This is a genomic window from Bacillus sp. HMA207, assembly GCF_003402455.1.
GTDB lineage: Bacteria > Bacillota > Bacilli > Bacillales > Bacillaceae_G > Bacillus_A > Bacillus_A cereus.
This window is the reverse complement of sequence record NZ_BEZT01000001.1, coordinates 3,349,900-3,365,415: the sequence shown is the minus strand read 5'-3', so window position 1 is coordinate 3,365,415 and position 15,516 is coordinate 3,349,900. Positions and strand designations below refer to the sequence as shown.

The following is a 15,516-nucleotide window of genomic DNA, read 5'->3' as shown; positions in this document are numbered from 1 at the left end:
ACTTGAAGAACAGCGATATGGTATTTTAAGAGATATGCTGTTTAAAAAAATGAGAAAAATAGGAAGGATTTCAACTATATTCATATTATAATTTAGTTATCCTGCTATTTATAGGGAAAGGATTGCCTATAAAGTACTAATTAAAGTTTATTTTTACTATCTTTGGGGGTGTTTTATATGCACTATGCATTTTCACGTATAAGGCTACGTAGCTTTTTTGGATGGATGATTATAGGGGTGTTCCTTATAATGATTCCATTAGATCTAACAAATGTTTCTGAGAATACGATGGAGGTTATTTCACAAATAACTGTATTTTTTGTATTTCCGTTACTTTGGCTATACGTAAAAACAAATAAAAATAATGTTGTATTTAACAGTTTTTTTGATAAGCCAGGACGTTTATCTTGGGGATTAATTGTATTAGCAACGATAATGGGGATGATTTTTTCAGTTGGCATATCTCAGATTCAATTTTACATATTAGCACATACGTTACCGAATTTCTTAGTTACTATGCTAGAAGACGGAAATGTTATTAATACGAGTAACGTATATATGACGATATTTACTTTCATTTCAGCATGTGTGTTAGCACCTATTATGGAAGAGGTTATTTTTAGGGGATTTTTCTTACAGCGAATGGCTTATAAATGGGGAATTAAAAAAGCTGTAATTATATCTTCAATTATTTTTGGCTTAGGACATTTTGATGTTATTGGTGCGTTCATGTTTGGTGTCGTTATGTGTCTTTTATACATAAAGACAAAAAATATATGGACGAATATAGCTGTGCACGCTCTAAATAATTTGATTGCAACAAGTATGCAATTTTTCGGTGGAGAAGAAAGCGGTACAATCTCAATTACTGAATTACAAGCGCAAAGTAATTTATGGATTGGTATCGGTCTTACAGTTGTTGGATTACTATGGTTAATTCCTTATGTTTGGAAACAATGGCGTACAGTAAAAGAAGTTGGCGTGCCACCAGTACGTTTTATAAATGAGCAAAAAGTAGTGAGTTCATCACAAGAAAATGAAGTGTATAGTCAAGTGATCTTAACCGATAGATTGATGGCCATAGAGTTACCAGATGAGGCTGTAAATAAGCTTCGGTTAGAAGAAAATGATTATGTAACAGTATCTGTAGAAGAAGATAAAATCGTTATAAAGAAAGCACATAATAGATAATTAAAAAGTAGCTCCTAAAGAGCTACTTTTTAATTTGTAATAATTTCTACTCGAAAATTATTACCGTTCTTTACATATTTAATATCTGTAACAGTGCGGACCGTCTTTAAAATCTCCACTTTTTCACCAATTCGCGGGATGGTTGGAACATTGTCCCAAATACCAAGCAAGTCATCTAATTGTGCCGTTTTTTCATAAAACCAGATTTTCAATGTAAAGCCCCTTTCTCGAACTTTATGTATTTTAATACATAATATATTATTTTTATTCTTATTGTAAGGGGTTTTTTTATATTTTTTGAATAAAAACAAATTAATCTTCTGGGAAGATATGTTCAATATCAGGAGTAAGAGATACTTCTGATAATACGATATGAGAAACTGTCGTTGCATATGAAGAAACATCATTGATAAATTCTTCAAGTTCAACGAGTGAAGGAACAGAAATTTTTACAATGTAGCATAAGCTTCCTGTTACTCGGTAACAAAAACTTGCAGATGGATAAGACTGAATAAATTGTTGCATACGTGTTGTATCACCATTTTTTAAAGTGATTTCTAAAATACAATCTAAAACGAGTCCTGCCTTTTTATAATCAATATCGATTGTGTATTTTTGAATAACACCTTCGCTTTCGAGCTTACGAACACGTTCTGAAGTAGACGGAGCAGATAAGTTTACTCGTTTCGCCAATTCACGCATCGAAAGGCGACTATCATTATATAATTCATTTAAAATTTTTCGATCAACACGGTCTAATTGCATTTGTAAATATACCTCCAGTAAAATAATGATTTTTGTAAAGGGAAAATATAAATTAAGATTCATATGAAATGTAAAGTGAACGTTATTTATTTTACAATAAAACAGAAGGAAATAGGAGGGGAAATGATGGAGAGAATTTCATTATCAAATGTAGGAGATACAAAGTTTCAAAAGTTATTAGGGCATAATTCGGATATATTACATTCGTGGAGTACGTTAGAAGATACACTGTACAATACAGGAACTCTTTCAGCAGAGTTGAAGGAGCAAGTGAGAAGAACATTAGCGTATGGGAATGAATGTCCGTACTGTATGGCAAAGGGAAGACCTGATGATGTGCAAAAGGCAGAGGAGATTGGTGTAGCTGTTACTTTTGCGCATACATTTGTTCATGACCGAAAAGCAATAGATGATACTATGTTTCACGTATTAAAACAATATTGGACAGAAAAAGAAATTGTAGAGCTTTGCGCCTATGTTTGCTTTATTACTGCGTCACAACAACTGGGTTTTCTATTTCAATTACAGCCAAATTAAGGGGGAAATGATGACAAATCAAATAGCACTTATCATAATCGATGTACAAAAGGCATTTCAATTACCAGATTGGGGCGAGAGAAATAATATTTTTGCTGAAGAAAACATGAGAATTTTGTTAGAAGAATGGAGAAAAAGGGAACGACCAGTTTTTCATATTCAACATGTAAATAAAGAAAATGCTCAGTCAATGTTTTATGAGAGAGCGGAAACGGTAAACTTTAAAGAAGAAGTGCAACCACTACTTGGTGAAGTGGTTATTCAGAAATTCGTTAACAGCGCGTTCATTGGGGCAAATTTAGAAGAGCAATTAAGAAAGAACAAATGTAATGCAGTAGTGGTTGTAGGATTAACGACAAATCATTGCGTGGAAACTACGACACGAATGGCAGGGAATTTAGGATTTACAACATATTTAGTGAGTGATGCAACGGCTACGTTTAACCGTAAAGGTTTAGATGGTAAGGAGTATAGTGCAGAGGATATTCACAATATGACACTTGTAAATTTACATGAAGAGTTTGCTACGATTGTGACGACAAAAGAAGTATTAAAATTATTTTAAGAAAATAATTGCGAATTATGTAGAAAAAAATAAGAATATTTCGTATAATCTAAGTACAATCATTTTGAAAATAGGGGTGGCATCATATGGAGCAAATTTCAGTAAAGAAATTAGAAGAGGTACTTGTTGTAGCAGGGGATGATAAACAGAAGCAAAAGGAATTTTATGAATTGCTCTTATCTACTGAGTTTTATGTTGCTGGTTCACTAGAAGCAGAGGACGGGGCAACAGAAGGAATACTTCGTTTGCGTCATTTCCAAGGAGAAGGTAGATGGATCGTTCCGTTCTTTACACAAATGGAATTTGTAAAAGATGTGTTGCCAGAAGGAACGCCCCTTATTACGATACGTGGGAAAGAGTTATTTGGTAGCATTGAGAAAGATGCTACAGCTGTATTAAATGTTGGCACTGATATAAGTAAAACATTTATTCCAGAAGAAATTGCAGATATCGCATCTGGACGAATTTTTAATTATTATAAGTAAAAGGAAAAGCGTAATCGCTTTTCCTTTTTAATTTGAATATGGAGTGGCTATACCAGAAGAAATAGAGACTGTTTTATTATTCGTGTTTATTGTTGCTGTAGCTCCAAGTGGAATACCGATGTTTGGACTTATATGTCCAATTGGTAAATCGAATAGGACAGGTATATGATATGGCGCGAAATATTCATATAATATTGTTTGCAATGATTGAGAGGGCTTTGAAGGAGTGCAGTCGTGACAACTTGTGAAAATAACGCCCCTGCATTCATTAAACTTTCCAGATAAAAGTAGCTGATTTAACATACGGTCAATGCGGTACGGTTCTTCACCAATGTCTTCAAGTAATAAAAGTGTATTGTCCGTATTTATCTCGTAGGGCGAGCCAATTATACTTGTTAACACAGCTAAATTTCCTCCAACTAACGTACCTGTAACTGTACTGTGAGAGCTAGGTACGATACATTCTGATGCAGATAAAATGGTTGAATACGGATGGAATAGCTGATTAAAAGAGGATAAAGATAGGGAATCAATGCCTTTTCCTAGTTCTTCAATCATCGGACCATGAAATGTTATAAGCTTTGCATAACGTGAAACAGCAGTATGTAAAGCTGTAATATCGCTATATCCCCAAAAGATTTTTGGATTCTGCCTAATAACTTCATATTGAATGTGAGGAAGAAGACGAGCACTTCCATAACCACCTCGTGCACAAAAAATTGCCTTCACTTCATTATTTGTAAATGCTTCATGTATATCGTCAAGCCGAACTTGATCACTTCCGGCTAAAAATCCATATTTCTCGTAAACACTCTTCCCGATTATTACGGATAACCCCATCTCTTGTAATACATTCACACCTTTTAATACATTTTCGATTGTAGGTGGACCAGATGGTGCAATAATCATTACTGTATCACCTTGTTTTAATGCATTTGGATAAATCATTAAGCTCAGCCTCCTTCTCTTTCAATATATTCGCTTCATATGAAGTTCAACCCTTGCAAAAGCAGGGGAAAGCTTATCAAATAAAGAAGATATAAAGGAAATAGGAGGGGAAATGATGTTTACAAGTCGAGTAACAGACATATTAAAAATTGAGTATCCCGTTGTTCAAGCCGGTATGGCAGGCGCGATTACGACGCCAGAACTTGTTGCAGCAGTAAGTAATAGTGGAGGATTAGGGACGCTTGGAGCGGGCTATATGAGCCCAGAACAAATTCGTGAAGCGATTTATAGAATAAGAGAACTAACAGATAAGCCTTTCGGTGTTAATTTACTTGTAACGAAAGAGATAGAAATAGAAGAAGAGAAGGTAGATGAGGCGAAAGTATTACTAAGCGGAGTGAATAGAGAATTAGGTATAGAAGTAGAAGGAACGTTAAAGCTTCCAAAAAGCTATAAGGAACAATTACAAGTGCTATTAGATGAAAAAGTACCGGTCGTTAGCTTTGCATTTCAAACGTTAGAAAAAGAAGAAATAAATGATTTAAAAAGAAGTGGAATAAAAGTTATCGGAACAGCTACCCATGTGAAGGAAGCGAAAGTACTTGCTGAGCTAGGAGTAGATATTATTATTGGGCAAGGTAGCGAAGCAGGAGGGCATAGAGGAACGTTTATTGGGAAAGAACGAGATGCTATGATTGGTACGTTTGCGTTAATACCTCAGTTAGTAGGGGCTGTTCCGCATATCCCAATTGTCGCAGCAGGTGGTGTAATGAACGGACAAGGGCTTGTTGCGGCATTGGCACTAGGAGCAGAAGGTGTTCAAATGGGATCAGCCTTTTTAACAAGTGAAGAGAGTATTACGCACGATGTGTATAAAGAAGCGGTTTTACATAGTACAGATACGAGCACAACTGTAACTCGTGCGTTTTCCGGGAAATATGCACGCGGTATTCGGAATGAATTTATAGAGAGACATGAAGGAAAAGAAGAAGGGCTTCCGGTATATCCAGTGCAAAACGTATTAACTTCTAAAATACGCCAAGAGGCAGCGAAGCAAAATAAGGAAGAATATATGTCACTTTGGGCAGGGCAGGCAGCATCATTGGCACGAATCGAATCAGCTCAGCATGTAGTGGAGCGAGTTATGAAAGAAGCGGCGAATGCAATCGAGCAATTACAAAATATATACAAAAAGACCACTTGAGTAATTCAAGCGGTCTTTTCGTTAGTTTGCTTTATAAAATTGTTGGATGGCTTCGTCGATGTAAACCCAGCCTTTCCAACCTAAGTGCATATGATCTTTTAAGAAGTATTTATCGTATTCATGATTTGAGAAGTCGGCAATTGGATAACCAGCTTTTTCAATTTGCTCATGAACTTTCTTATAGTATGCTTCGCGGCGTTCTTTCGGGAAGCCAGCGTAGTCGTACCAAGGACCTTTGACAGGAACAGAAATGAAGAGTGGTTTTGCACCAGATTGTTTTAATAAATCAAGTACAATTTGTAAATCTTCATATTCTGGCGATTGGTCATAAGCATCATTTTTTAAGTAACCTTCACGTTGCTTTAATTTTTTCTTAATTTTGCTATTGAAGTAACCATCTTCGATACCATATTCATTAGATCTAGATTCTGCTGCACCTGTTTGATCCGCATGTTTACGAGCCTCTTCCCAGTTCATTTGTTTTAATGAAGAATCGAGCTTCTCTTTGTGCGGTTTAATATTAAACATAGCTGTAAATAAATCTTTACGATCTAAAATGTTACGGTAAATATAAGCGAAAGGTTTAGCAGCAAGTGCTTTTACTTTATACTTCGTATCATCATAAGCGATACCTTCAAGCGAAATTTTTAATAAAGTTTCTTTTTTTACAATCTCAAAGTTTAATAAACGCTTTGCAATTTGTTTTTTCATTTCAGGTTTTAAATCATTGTTGAAAATGAAGTGGTAACCTTGTTGTTTTGAAAAGTTAGGTGCAAAGTGCGTTTCGTCAATACCTTGTGGTACAAACCATTGTGGAGAAAGAACGAATACCATTTTCTTATCTTTCAATTGATCCATTGTAGATAAGAAGTTTAATACATGTACAAGGTCTTGTGTTCCGCCGCGTCCAAGAAGGAATGGCGTAAATCCTTCAGGCTTTACTTTAAAATAATTAGATGGATGGAAAGCATCCATACGTGCGAATTCCGATGAACCGTACATCGGAAGATATTTTGGATCTGCTAACATCTTTTGCTGTAAAATCATACTTTGAATTTTTTCTTCTTTTAAAGAAGTAGCAGCTTGTTCTACTTTTTCATCACTTAAAAGTGGAAGTAGGAAGCGCGTTGGAATAAGTAAGAATACAGCAAAAAGGGCCAATGCTAAAAGCATCGGACCAAATTTTGCTTTGTTCATCGGATTTCTTCCAACTTTTTAATAACCATGTTTGGTGTAGCCCACTCGTCACGGTCAAAATCAGAAATAGAAACTTCAATATCTAAACGCTCTTGGAATTCAACTAATAAAGATACTACAGCGAAAGAATCAAGGATACCTTCTTCAAATAATTGAACATCTAAGTTTTCTTTCACAATATCGTTTTCACATACTTCTTCTAAAATATCTAATACTTGCTCTTTGAATTCTGCCATTTTTAAAATCTCCTTTATATCCGAAATTATTATATGTGCAACTTCTTAATGGAATAAGAAGGGTGCATTAAAAGTATCTGTTAAGGTGTCCAGAGAAGATTAGGAAACCGAAACATACAACGTGGAACGTAATTACAATCGCAAGGATGTGTGTAAATTTATTGTTTGGCCAAAACTTATGCTTCTTGTTTTTTCGTTCAAAAATATCGAATAAAATAAACAGTGCGGCATGGTATAGACCATAAATAACATACTGCGCAACAGCGCTTCCTTGGATGTGCCAAATTCCCATAATGAAGAAGTTTAAAAATGCCCCGATATACGAAATGGTGTAACGGTTCTTAATTAACTTTTTCTTCGTTGCAAAAAAGACGAAACGCATGTAAATAAAATCACGGAACCAGAATGATAAACTCATGTGCCAGCGGTTCCAGAAGTCTTTAATATTACGACTAAGGAATGGCTTATTGAAGTTTTCTGGCGTTTTAATTCCCATCATGTAACTTACACCAATTACAAAAGAGCTATAACCAGCAAAATCAAAGAATAGATATAAGCTATAGCTATACATGTAAATCATATTTGAAAATATTGTATCGTGTTGAGCGAATGCTGGATCCATACAATATTGCTTTATTAAGTAAGCAATAATAAATTTATACAAGAAACCTTGGAAAATACGATTTAGTCCTGTATATAGTAAATTTTGATATTCTTCAGCGCTAGGTGGCTTTTGAATATCTTTTTGGAATCTTCGGTAACGATCGATAGGTCCTGTTGAAATCGCAGGGAAGAATAAAACGAATTCCCAGAAGTTAAAGAAAGAAAGCTCTTTAATTAAACCATCACGAACTTCAAATACCATTTGAACTGCTCTGAATGTTACGTAAGATATACCTAGGAAAACAACAAGTTTTAACTCAGGTAAAAACGATGCAAACGGCGCGATTTTTGCCAAAATAAGAGGCAAAATCGATAAAATAACAGCTATGCAAAATGTGAATGTACTATTATTTTGTTTTCTTAAAATTAAATAGCCTTTAATAAGGACATATTGCCAAATAATAAATGCAGCTAGCATCATTGCTTGCTTTGGTTTATCTGAGAAGATAATAGCAATCATGACTAATGTTAAAACGGCATTATATTTGCGCAACATTTTACCTTTTAATCCAGCTATGATAGTAGGTATTAATAAAATGCCCACTATAGCGAAAAAATAAAATGATCCATATGCGGTCATGCTGTAACCTCACTCAATAATTTTTTGCGATCTACCTTTCCATTTGGTGTCATTGGAATAGAAGATTGATACATGAATTTACGTGGAATCATGTAGTTTGGTAATCGCTCATTGAGTTCTTTTTTGATTGCAGATGTTAATTTGAATTCTTTTTCAAACGAATGCTCCCCAGGAACAACAACCGCTAATAAATAATCGTATTTCTCACCTTTTTTAATTGGAACGATAACTGCTCCTTCTACGTAAGAACACGCACGAAGGTGATGCTCAATTTCTTCTAATTCCATTCGATAACCATGCAGCTTAATTTGGAAATCAAGACGACCATTATAGAATAGAAGACCATTTTCAACATAGCCAGCATCGCCTGTTTTATAGGCGCGCTCACCGTCAATCATAGTAAATGCTTTTTCTGTTAATTCAGGGCTTCCTAAATATCCAACGCTTACGCTTGGACCGACAATTACGATTTCACCTTTTTCACCATCAGGTGCGATCGTGCCATCTTCTTTCATAATAAGAAGGCGACAGTCTGATTTACAATAGCCAACTGGAAGTGATTTGTATTGATCAAGCACTTCTTCTGTAACGTGAATACCTGTTACAGCGACAGTAGCTTCTGTTGGACCATACGTATTCATAATTGTTGCTTTAGGGAAACGCTCAATTAATTTTCTAGCTACTTCATTTGGTAACACTTCACCGCAGAATAAGAATGTTTTCATGTTCGGTAGCATACTCTCAGAGAAAGATGCTTCCATTAAACACATTTCAGCGAAAGAAGGTGTGGAAGTCCATACTTGAATATCCGATTGCTCTAAAGAAGCAAACAAGTCTTTTGGACGCGCAATCATATCTTTATCGATTGCCCAAAGTGTACCACCTGTTACTAATGATGGGTAAATATCCATTACAGATAAATCAAATGAGAAAGGTGCTTGGTTTAAGAATACTTGCCCTGTTTGTAAGTTGAAATCTTCTACAGCCCATTTTGTAAAGCTAACAAGGCAGTTATAAGTAATCTGAACCCCTTTCGGATTACCTGTGCTTCCTGATGTGTAAATAATGTAGAAGTTCTCATCACCTTTTACCGCATGTTCAGGATTTGGAGTGTTCCCTTTATGAGTAAAGAAAATATCTTTTAAGTTGTCTTCACTTACGATGCGAACTGGTAAATCAGTTACAGTTACTGCTGTTGCCGATAAAAGTAATTTCGCACCAGAATTTTCAGCAATACGTTGTACACGATCAGCTGGGATAGATAAATCTACAGGAATGTAAGCATGTCCAGCTTTTACACATCCTAAAAAGTTAATAATCATTTCAGGTTGCATATGGCCATACACCATAATTGGTGAACGATCGTCTGGATACTCAGAAGAAATCCAATGTGCCAACGCATCAGAATCTTCCTTTAATTGTTTGTACGTAATTTTCGCATCTCGCCAAACAAAAGCGGTTTGATCAGGCGTTTCTGCAGCCCACTTTTCAATTTGTTCTAATAACTTCATAACGTTCCCACCCTAGAATTCATTGTAAATAAATGTACTTGTGTTTGTATCATGGAATCCATACAACCAAAGTAATGCAAATAAAATTGCAAGATAATAAACCGTCTTTGCAACCCATTGTGTGAGTGGTCGAGACCATATCTCTTTTAATCTTTCCATGTCTTTCCCTCTCTTAATGAAATAATAGCTCTTTGTAGGTATCATGTCCTACATTATTGTGAAAAAAACAAAATCCCACATTTTAGGTAAAAATAAGTCAAAAGGCTCTTTTTTGATATTAGCACTAAATACTAAAAAAGAAAATCCCTAACTTAGCAATTATATTACATTCAGCATGAATTTGTAATGGGTTTGACATGTAAATAGAAAGTGGATTGTGTGAATACATAAAAGTGGACTATAAGAATACGTAAAAATACAGTGTTTGTTTTTATTAATCATTTAAGACGGAGTAAACTTTTAAATTTCTAGTTCTTTTGAAAAGGAGGAAATTATCATGAATAGAGTGTGGAAGAATCTAATTTCGGAAGAAAATATCGTGAAATGGAGAAGGCATTTCCATAAGTATCCGGAATTATCATTTCATGAAAAAGAAACTTCGCAATTTATATATGATACATTATGCTCATTTTCTTCTTTTGAAGTAACGAGACCGACGAAGTATAGTGTACTAGCAATTAAAAGAGGTGTGAAGCAAGGGAAAGTAATTGCGATTCGAGCTGATATAGACGCTTTGCCAATTCAAGAGGAGACAAGTAAATCTTATACATCTGTGAATAAAGGAATGATGCATGCATGTGGGCACGATGCTCACGCAGCTATTTTATTAAGTACAGCAGAGGTGTTATCAAATATAAAGGAAGATTTTGCAGGTGAGATTCGTCTATTCTTTCAGCACGCAGAAGAGGTGTATCCCGGTGGGGGACAAGAAATGGTTGAGGCAGGTGTAATGGACGGTGTTGATTATGTAATAGGTTTACATGTTATGTCAGGACTTGAGAGTGGAAAGATAGGAATTGCATATGGACCGATGATGGCAGCTCCAGACGTATTTACAGTTGAGATTCAAGGCAAAGGAGGACATGCGGCGCGACCAGAAGAAACGATAGATCCTATTGCTATCGGAGCACAGATTATTACAAATCTACAACATATCGTATCAAGAAATACAAGTGCTTTTATGCAAAGGGTTGTTTCAGTTACACAATTTCATGGGGGAACGGCTGACAATATTATTCCTAGTACAGCAACTTTAATGGGAACTGTTCGTTCATTTAATCAAGCATTGAGGGTGGAAGCAGAAGGGAAAATCGAGAAAATTGTGAAAGGAATTACAGAAGCACATGGAGGATCGTATACATATACGTATCGATATGGATATGATCCGGTTATTAATGATGAATATATTACGAAAATAGTAGAAGAAAGTGCACTACATTTGTTTGGGAATGAGCGTGTTGTGAAGCTTGAACCTTCTATGGGTGGAGAAGATTTTTCAGCATATTTAAGAAAAGCACCTGGTTGTTTCATTAAATTAGGAACAGGTAATGAAAATATATATACTTGTTATCCACATCATCATCCGAAATTTGACGTGGATGAATCAGCATTAATTTGTGGAGTGGAGCTATTTTTAGAGACGACTATAAGATTACTAAAATTATAGAAAAACAAAAAAAGGCAACTGCACTCTATTGCAGTTGCTTTTATTTCTTTCCGTCAGAGAGGGCTGAGAAAGAACTATGCTCATTCATAGTATATGAATAGCTAACGGACAAGCTTGTACATTTTAATCATTTTTTTAAAAATAGTTATTGACATTGATAATCAATGTCAATTAATCTAAATATAGTTGAAATTGATAATTATTATCAATAGGATGGATGCGACATGTTAATGAGAAAGAATTTTCACCTTCTGCGGAGGGGATTAAAAGATAAAAATAAAGATGTTGATCAGCATATGGAATGGCAAAGAAATGTAATTCGGTCTGAATATGTAGATGAGAAGAAGAGCATTCAAACAGAAAAAGAGATACAAAGTAAAGGGAGAGGTTCAGTTGAGTAAGTTAGTAATGATTTTTGCAAGTATGAGTGGAAATACAGAGGAAATGGCTGACCATATTGCCGGCGTAATTCGTGAAACAGAAAATGAAATTGAAGTTATTGATATTATGGATTCACCAGAAGCTTCTATATTAGAACAGTATGATGGAATTATTTTAGGTGCATACACTTGGGGAGATGGCGATCTTCCTGATGATTTCTTAGATTTTTATGATGCAATGGATTCTATTGATTTAACTGGGAAAAAAGCGGCAGTATTCGGATCATGTGATTCGGCTTATCCGAAATACGGAGTGGCAGTTGACATTTTAATAGAAAAGCTACAAGAGCGCGGGGCAGCAGTTGTGTTAGAAGGACTAAAAGTAGAATTAACGCCAGAAGATGAAGATGTAGAAAAATGTTTACAGTTTGGAGCTGAATTTGTAAAACACCTTTCTTAATGGCAGAAGGGAGCTGAAGAGCAAGTGCATGAGAAAATCTCAATCAAAACGATGACAGATTATCATTTGTATGATTTTATGCGTTGTCCGCATAAATTTTATTTTCGTCACATAAAAAGAAGAGAACCTTCTTCATTTGAATGGCAACAAATAGCACAAATGATTGTCAATCAAATTATTAACGAGTATTACACGCTACCTGCGGGTCAACAAACGAAAATTGTACTTTTAATATTAATAGAAAAGTATTGGAAAAAAGTAAGGATTAATATGTTTGCTTCGAAGACGGAATACTATATTGTATTAGCGAAGCTAACGGATCACTTATTACAGTTCGTTGAAAAGGATGATAGTCAGACACCACCATTGTTTTTATACGAGAAGTTTCAAACATATATGGAAGAGTTAGGTGTCCACATGTCATTGACATTTGAAGTTGGTGAGTGGAGTGCTGAGTCGTTTGTAATTAAAAAGTATGTTGTCGATGCAGATGAGGAAATGCTTGCTCTTTGTCAGAAGCTAATGACAGTATTCAGTTATAAAGCTTTCGGAGTTCTTCCAGGAAAAATTGAAGTTATTAATTTAATAGAAGGAACTAAGTATGAGTACATTCCGAAACAGGAAGATATTATAACTGGAATGGCTGATTTATCTAGAATGAAAGAAATGTTAGAGCAACCTGAGCATTATACAGAGCGTCATTTTCGTTCTGAGTGTATAAGTTGTGCGTTTCGTAGTGAATGCCAAGGGGAAGAAGTAAAGACAGAAGCGAAACAGAAGAAAAATATAGTTCATTAAAGGATGCAACTTTGCATCCTTTTTTGTTATTGACATGAAAAGCTTTTCATCATTTACGGTATATTTGTAGCAGATTTTAATAAAGTGAAACTTTAATCAGTGGGGGTTTTGTCAATCACCCACTGATTATCAGCCCTCATTAATCGGGCTACCCACAAATCAGAATAAAGGGAGGAATAATCAATGAAAGATGAAACAAAAGTATTTCAATGGTTAAAAGAACAAAATGCTCCTTTTGAAATTCAACTGCAAATTTTACAGGCGTTTCAATTGTATAAAGTTATTGTTGAAATGGATAAAAAGTTAATGATGTATGAGGAGAGAGTATATAGGGAGAGAATGTAATCTCATCCCTGTAATATCGTTTTTAGCTGTTCTGTGCCTGTAATGAATTCGAGTTCATTCTCTGACTCAAAATTATAAATAATATTATGTAGTAAAGGACTGTATTGATAAAAGGTAGTAATACGATGAATGAGTAATGGATCATGATGAGAAATAAGTGTACTGTACTGTTCATATACAGATGTAGTAAACTCATGTCCGAAATCATAATATAGTCCTGCAAAATCAAAAGCAGGATCGCCAATTTGCGCATCACCAAAATCGATAACACCTGAAATGCTTTTGTTATGCTTGTTAAATAAAATGTGATGATGAGTAAAATCAGCGTGAATGATTGTGTTTTGAAAAGTGGATGTAGCTAAACATGCAAAGAAATTTTCAAATAAGCGATTTAAGGCTAGTTTCTGTAATGAAGTAAGGCTAGTAGTGAGATATTGGTTTAATTTTGTTTGTAGCTCTTTCCAGTAGGTACATGTTTTTTCAATAGGGAAACATAGCGTTGTAACTTGGTGTAAAGGAATACTATGTAGTACCGCAAGGAAAGTAGCTAATTGTGTAATAATTGCTTTCAGCTTTGGATCCTCCAGCGTGGCAACTGTTTCTGTTTTTAATGGTTCACCATGAATGAGAGTATAGTAACTACAAAGAGGAACCTCATCAGATTCATTTTTATAAATTAGGTGATATTGTGGAACTTCGATTTCTTGTAGTGATTGAGTGAGAATTGCGCATAGTTCTTTTTCTAACGGAATTCGCATCGCATATTCCTGTTTTCGCGGGAAACGAAACAGTAGCTCATCATTTACTATAACTGCTACATTATCCCATCCTTCTTCATTTTGTTTATATGAATGTATAGAAAGATTAGGCAAAGCTTCTTTTATATAATGTTTGTAAGAGTCCATAATTGTTCCTCGTTTCTGAGTTAAGTTATTCTATTTTATGATATCAGAATTTTCTTTCTATATGTTAAAATATATCTATTATTATGAAGAAGGGCGGGAGTATTACGAAAAAAAGACTGTTAATCATTTCTCTATGTATCGCTTTTGTATTGTTTTGGTCATATAAAGAGGAGGTTTTTGCTACCTTTAAACCGATTGATCAGTACGAGTTAAATAAGGAGTTAAAGAACAAAAGTATAGAAAACTTAACTCATAATGAAATGAAAAAGGTAGGAGAGCATTTTGTGACCGAGCAACTATCAGTGTTTGGGTCTACTAATAAAGAAGATGTGAAACGAAAAGGTGAAGAACTATTTTTAAATAGAGGGTATGAACAATTAATGGGAAATTATTATCCAAATCGTTTTCAAGATTTAGAGTATAAATTTACAAACGAGGAGATACGTGAAGAGACCAATGAGAGTTTTCTTTATCAAGCTGTAGCGTACGTTGCGGGTACTGAAAATGGTAAGAGTAAGAGAAGCGAAATGAAATTGAATTATGAAGTGAAAATTGTAAAGGTTAATAATATATTTATGGTGCTAGAACAAAAGCAGCGCGTACAATAAAGGAAATTCATTGCTCAATAGAACATTTGAGGGTGTATTACTTAATGCGGAATAAAAAGACCCTTAAGGAATAAAGGGCCTTTAAAGATTTTCATTTTGTTGACCAAGTTCTTTTTGAGCAATATATAAATTCCCTTGCTCGACTTGTTTAAGAGTATGAACAGAATCTCCTGCATATCCTTTTTGTGTTTTAACAGTTCTTTTTGAACGATTGGAATCTTGTTTCTTCATATAATAGGCCACCTTTCATCAAAAATAAACGAAAATGATAAGTATGAGTAATACAGCAGCGAAAATGGTAATGCCCATTAAAAACGAAGTGTTTTTATATTTAGGTGGCTTATGTACATCTTGCCGATATCCAGGTGAAATTTCAGGGGCAAATTCTTCATCGAATGATTGCTTTTTTTCTTTGTCGTCCATATGTACCCACCTTTCTTTTTCATTATATTATACGTTACAAGAAAAAATA

The 15,516-nt window shown here is 34.8% G+C and carries 21 protein-coding genes; 10 read left to right on the top strand and 11 right to left on the bottom strand.

Features of this window, described 5'->3' with window-relative positions:
• The first annotated feature begins 177 nt into the window (after positions 1 to 177).
• Entirely contained in the window at positions 178 to 1,191 is a 1,014-nt protein-coding gene (locus HMAS_RS17370; RefSeq protein ID WP_000558806.1) for a CPBP family intramembrane glutamic endopeptidase, read from the top strand.
• Positions 1,192 to 1,220: 29 nt separating this feature from the next.
• Here the strand turns inward: HMAS_RS17370 and HMAS_RS17365 are convergent, their stop codons facing one another.
• Together HMAS_RS17365 and HMAS_RS17360 are read right to left on the bottom strand one after the other, a co-directional pair.
• Entirely contained in the window at positions 1,221 to 1,403 is a 183-nt protein-coding gene (locus tag HMAS_RS17365) for a DUF3913 family protein (RefSeq protein WP_000707107.1), read from the bottom strand.
• Between the two features lie 100 nt (positions 1,404 to 1,503).
• A complete protein-coding gene (locus HMAS_RS17360) occupies positions 1,504 to 1,956 on the bottom strand; it encodes an Lrp/AsnC family transcriptional regulator (protein ID WP_001175505.1) in 453 nt (150 codons plus the stop codon).
• 126 nt (positions 1,957 to 2,082) lie between these two features.
• On the opposite strand from HMAS_RS17360, the gene HMAS_RS17355 reads away from it, so the two are divergent.
• From HMAS_RS17355 to HMAS_RS17345, 3 genes are all read left to right on the top strand, one after another.
• Positions 2,083 to 2,493: a carboxymuconolactone decarboxylase family protein gene (locus tag HMAS_RS17355; RefSeq protein ID WP_000439759.1), complete on the top strand. Its 411-nt coding sequence runs from the start codon at positions 2,083 to 2,085 to the stop codon at positions 2,491 to 2,493.
• Positions 2,494 to 2,503: 10 nt separating this feature from the next.
• Positions 2,504 to 3,058 carry a cysteine hydrolase family protein gene (locus tag HMAS_RS17350; protein WP_000184428.1) on the top strand — a complete coding sequence of 185 codons (555 nt, stop codon included), beginning with the start codon at positions 2,504 to 2,506 and terminating at the stop codon, positions 3,056 to 3,058.
• A gap of 86 nt (positions 3,059 to 3,144) precedes the next feature.
• A complete protein-coding gene (locus HMAS_RS17345; RefSeq protein ID WP_000435265.1) occupies positions 3,145 to 3,543 on the top strand; it encodes an SseB family protein in 399 nt (132 codons plus the stop codon).
• Between the two features lie 27 nt (positions 3,544 to 3,570).
• Here HMAS_RS17345 and HMAS_RS17340 read toward each other — a convergent pair whose 3' ends face one another.
• Positions 3,571 to 4,491: a S66 peptidase family protein gene (locus tag HMAS_RS17340; RefSeq protein ID WP_000640062.1), complete on the bottom strand. Its 921-nt coding sequence runs from the start codon at positions 4,489 to 4,491 to the stop codon at positions 3,571 to 3,573.
• Positions 4,492 to 4,606: 115 nt separating this feature from the next.
• Between HMAS_RS17340 and HMAS_RS17335 the strand changes: the two genes are divergently transcribed.
• Complete coding sequence (locus HMAS_RS17335) at positions 4,607 to 5,695, top strand: NAD(P)H-dependent flavin oxidoreductase (RefSeq protein ID WP_006928844.1); 1,089 nt, start codon at positions 4,607 to 4,609, stop codon at positions 5,693 to 5,695.
• 21 nt (positions 5,696 to 5,716) lie between these two features.
• Here the strand turns inward: HMAS_RS17335 and dltD are convergent, their stop codons facing one another.
• From dltD to HMAS_RS17310, 5 genes are all read right to left on the bottom strand, one after another.
• Entirely contained in the window at positions 5,717 to 6,892 is a 1,176-nt protein-coding gene (gene dltD, locus HMAS_RS17330) for a D-alanyl-lipoteichoic acid biosynthesis protein DltD (RefSeq protein WP_116344937.1), read from the bottom strand.
• The gene (gene dltC / locus HMAS_RS17325) at positions 6,889 to 7,128 is read right to left on the bottom strand and encodes a D-alanine--poly(phosphoribitol) ligase subunit DltC (protein WP_000807310.1); all 240 of its coding nucleotides are present in this window, start codon (positions 7,126 to 7,128) and stop codon (positions 6,889 to 6,891) included. Before dltC ends, dltD begins: the two co-directional genes overlap by 4 nt.
• A gap of 67 nt (positions 7,129 to 7,195) precedes the next feature.
• A complete protein-coding gene (dltB, locus tag HMAS_RS17320; RefSeq protein WP_000127933.1) occupies positions 7,196 to 8,371 on the bottom strand; it encodes a D-alanyl-lipoteichoic acid biosynthesis protein DltB in 1,176 nt (391 codons plus the stop codon).
• Complete coding sequence (dltA, locus tag HMAS_RS17315; RefSeq protein ID WP_000770505.1) at positions 8,368 to 9,882, bottom strand: D-alanine--poly(phosphoribitol) ligase subunit DltA; 1,515 nt, start codon at positions 9,880 to 9,882, stop codon at positions 8,368 to 8,370. The genes dltB and dltA overlap by 4 nt, the downstream gene beginning before the upstream one ends.
• A gap of 12 nt (positions 9,883 to 9,894) precedes the next feature.
• Positions 9,895 to 10,041, bottom strand: coding sequence for a teichoic acid D-Ala incorporation-associated protein DltX (locus HMAS_RS17310; protein ID WP_000440293.1), 147 nt, complete (start codon positions 10,039 to 10,041; stop codon positions 9,895 to 9,897).
• A 337-nt stretch (positions 10,042 to 10,378) separates the two neighbouring features.
• Between HMAS_RS17310 and amaA the strand changes: the two genes are divergently transcribed.
• The 4 genes from amaA (at position 10,379) to HMAS_RS27730 (ending at position 13,531) form a co-directional block, all read left to right on the top strand.
• Positions 10,379 to 11,548 carry an N-acyl-aliphatic-L-amino acid amidohydrolase gene (gene amaA / locus HMAS_RS17305; RefSeq protein ID WP_006928846.1) on the top strand — a complete coding sequence of 390 codons (1,170 nt, stop codon included), beginning with the start codon at positions 10,379 to 10,381 and terminating at the stop codon, positions 11,546 to 11,548.
• A gap of 393 nt (positions 11,549 to 11,941) precedes the next feature.
• Positions 11,942 to 12,388 (top strand): flavodoxin, encoded by a 447-nt coding sequence (locus tag HMAS_RS17300; RefSeq protein WP_000041153.1) that lies wholly within the window; start codon positions 11,942 to 11,944, stop codon positions 12,386 to 12,388.
• A 24-nt stretch (positions 12,389 to 12,412) separates the two neighbouring features.
• Positions 12,413 to 13,186 (top strand): hypothetical protein, encoded by a 774-nt coding sequence (locus tag HMAS_RS17295; RefSeq protein WP_000544574.1) that lies wholly within the window; start codon positions 12,413 to 12,415, stop codon positions 13,184 to 13,186.
• 183 nt (positions 13,187 to 13,369) lie between these two features.
• On the top strand, positions 13,370 to 13,531 hold the full coding sequence (locus HMAS_RS27730; RefSeq protein WP_000651086.1) for a hypothetical protein: 162 nt from the start codon (positions 13,370 to 13,372) through the stop codon (positions 13,529 to 13,531).
• A 2-nt stretch (positions 13,532 to 13,533) separates the two neighbouring features.
• On the opposite strand, the gene HMAS_RS17290 is transcribed toward HMAS_RS27730, so the two are convergent.
• On the bottom strand, positions 13,534 to 14,436 hold the full coding sequence (locus tag HMAS_RS17290; RefSeq protein ID WP_000378982.1) for an aminoglycoside phosphotransferase family protein: 903 nt from the start codon (positions 14,434 to 14,436) through the stop codon (positions 13,534 to 13,536).
• 83 nt (positions 14,437 to 14,519) lie between these two features.
• Between HMAS_RS17290 and HMAS_RS17285 the strand changes: the two genes are divergently transcribed.
• Positions 14,520 to 15,044, top strand: a complete 525-nt coding sequence (locus tag HMAS_RS17285) for a hypothetical protein (RefSeq protein ID WP_000715254.1) — start codon at positions 14,520 to 14,522, stop codon at positions 15,042 to 15,044.
• 81 nt (positions 15,045 to 15,125) lie between these two features.
• On the opposite strand, the gene HMAS_RS27725 is transcribed toward HMAS_RS17285, so the two are convergent.
• Together HMAS_RS27725 and HMAS_RS17280 are read right to left on the bottom strand one after the other, a co-directional pair.
• On the bottom strand, positions 15,126 to 15,275 hold the full coding sequence (locus HMAS_RS27725) for a hypothetical protein (RefSeq protein WP_000743742.1): 150 nt from the start codon (positions 15,273 to 15,275) through the stop codon (positions 15,126 to 15,128).
• Between the two features lie 18 nt (positions 15,276 to 15,293).
• Positions 15,294 to 15,467 carry a hypothetical protein gene (locus tag HMAS_RS17280; protein ID WP_000341062.1) on the bottom strand — a complete coding sequence of 58 codons (174 nt, stop codon included), beginning with the start codon at positions 15,465 to 15,467 and terminating at the stop codon, positions 15,294 to 15,296.
• Positions 15,468 to 15,516 lie beyond the last annotated feature (49 nt).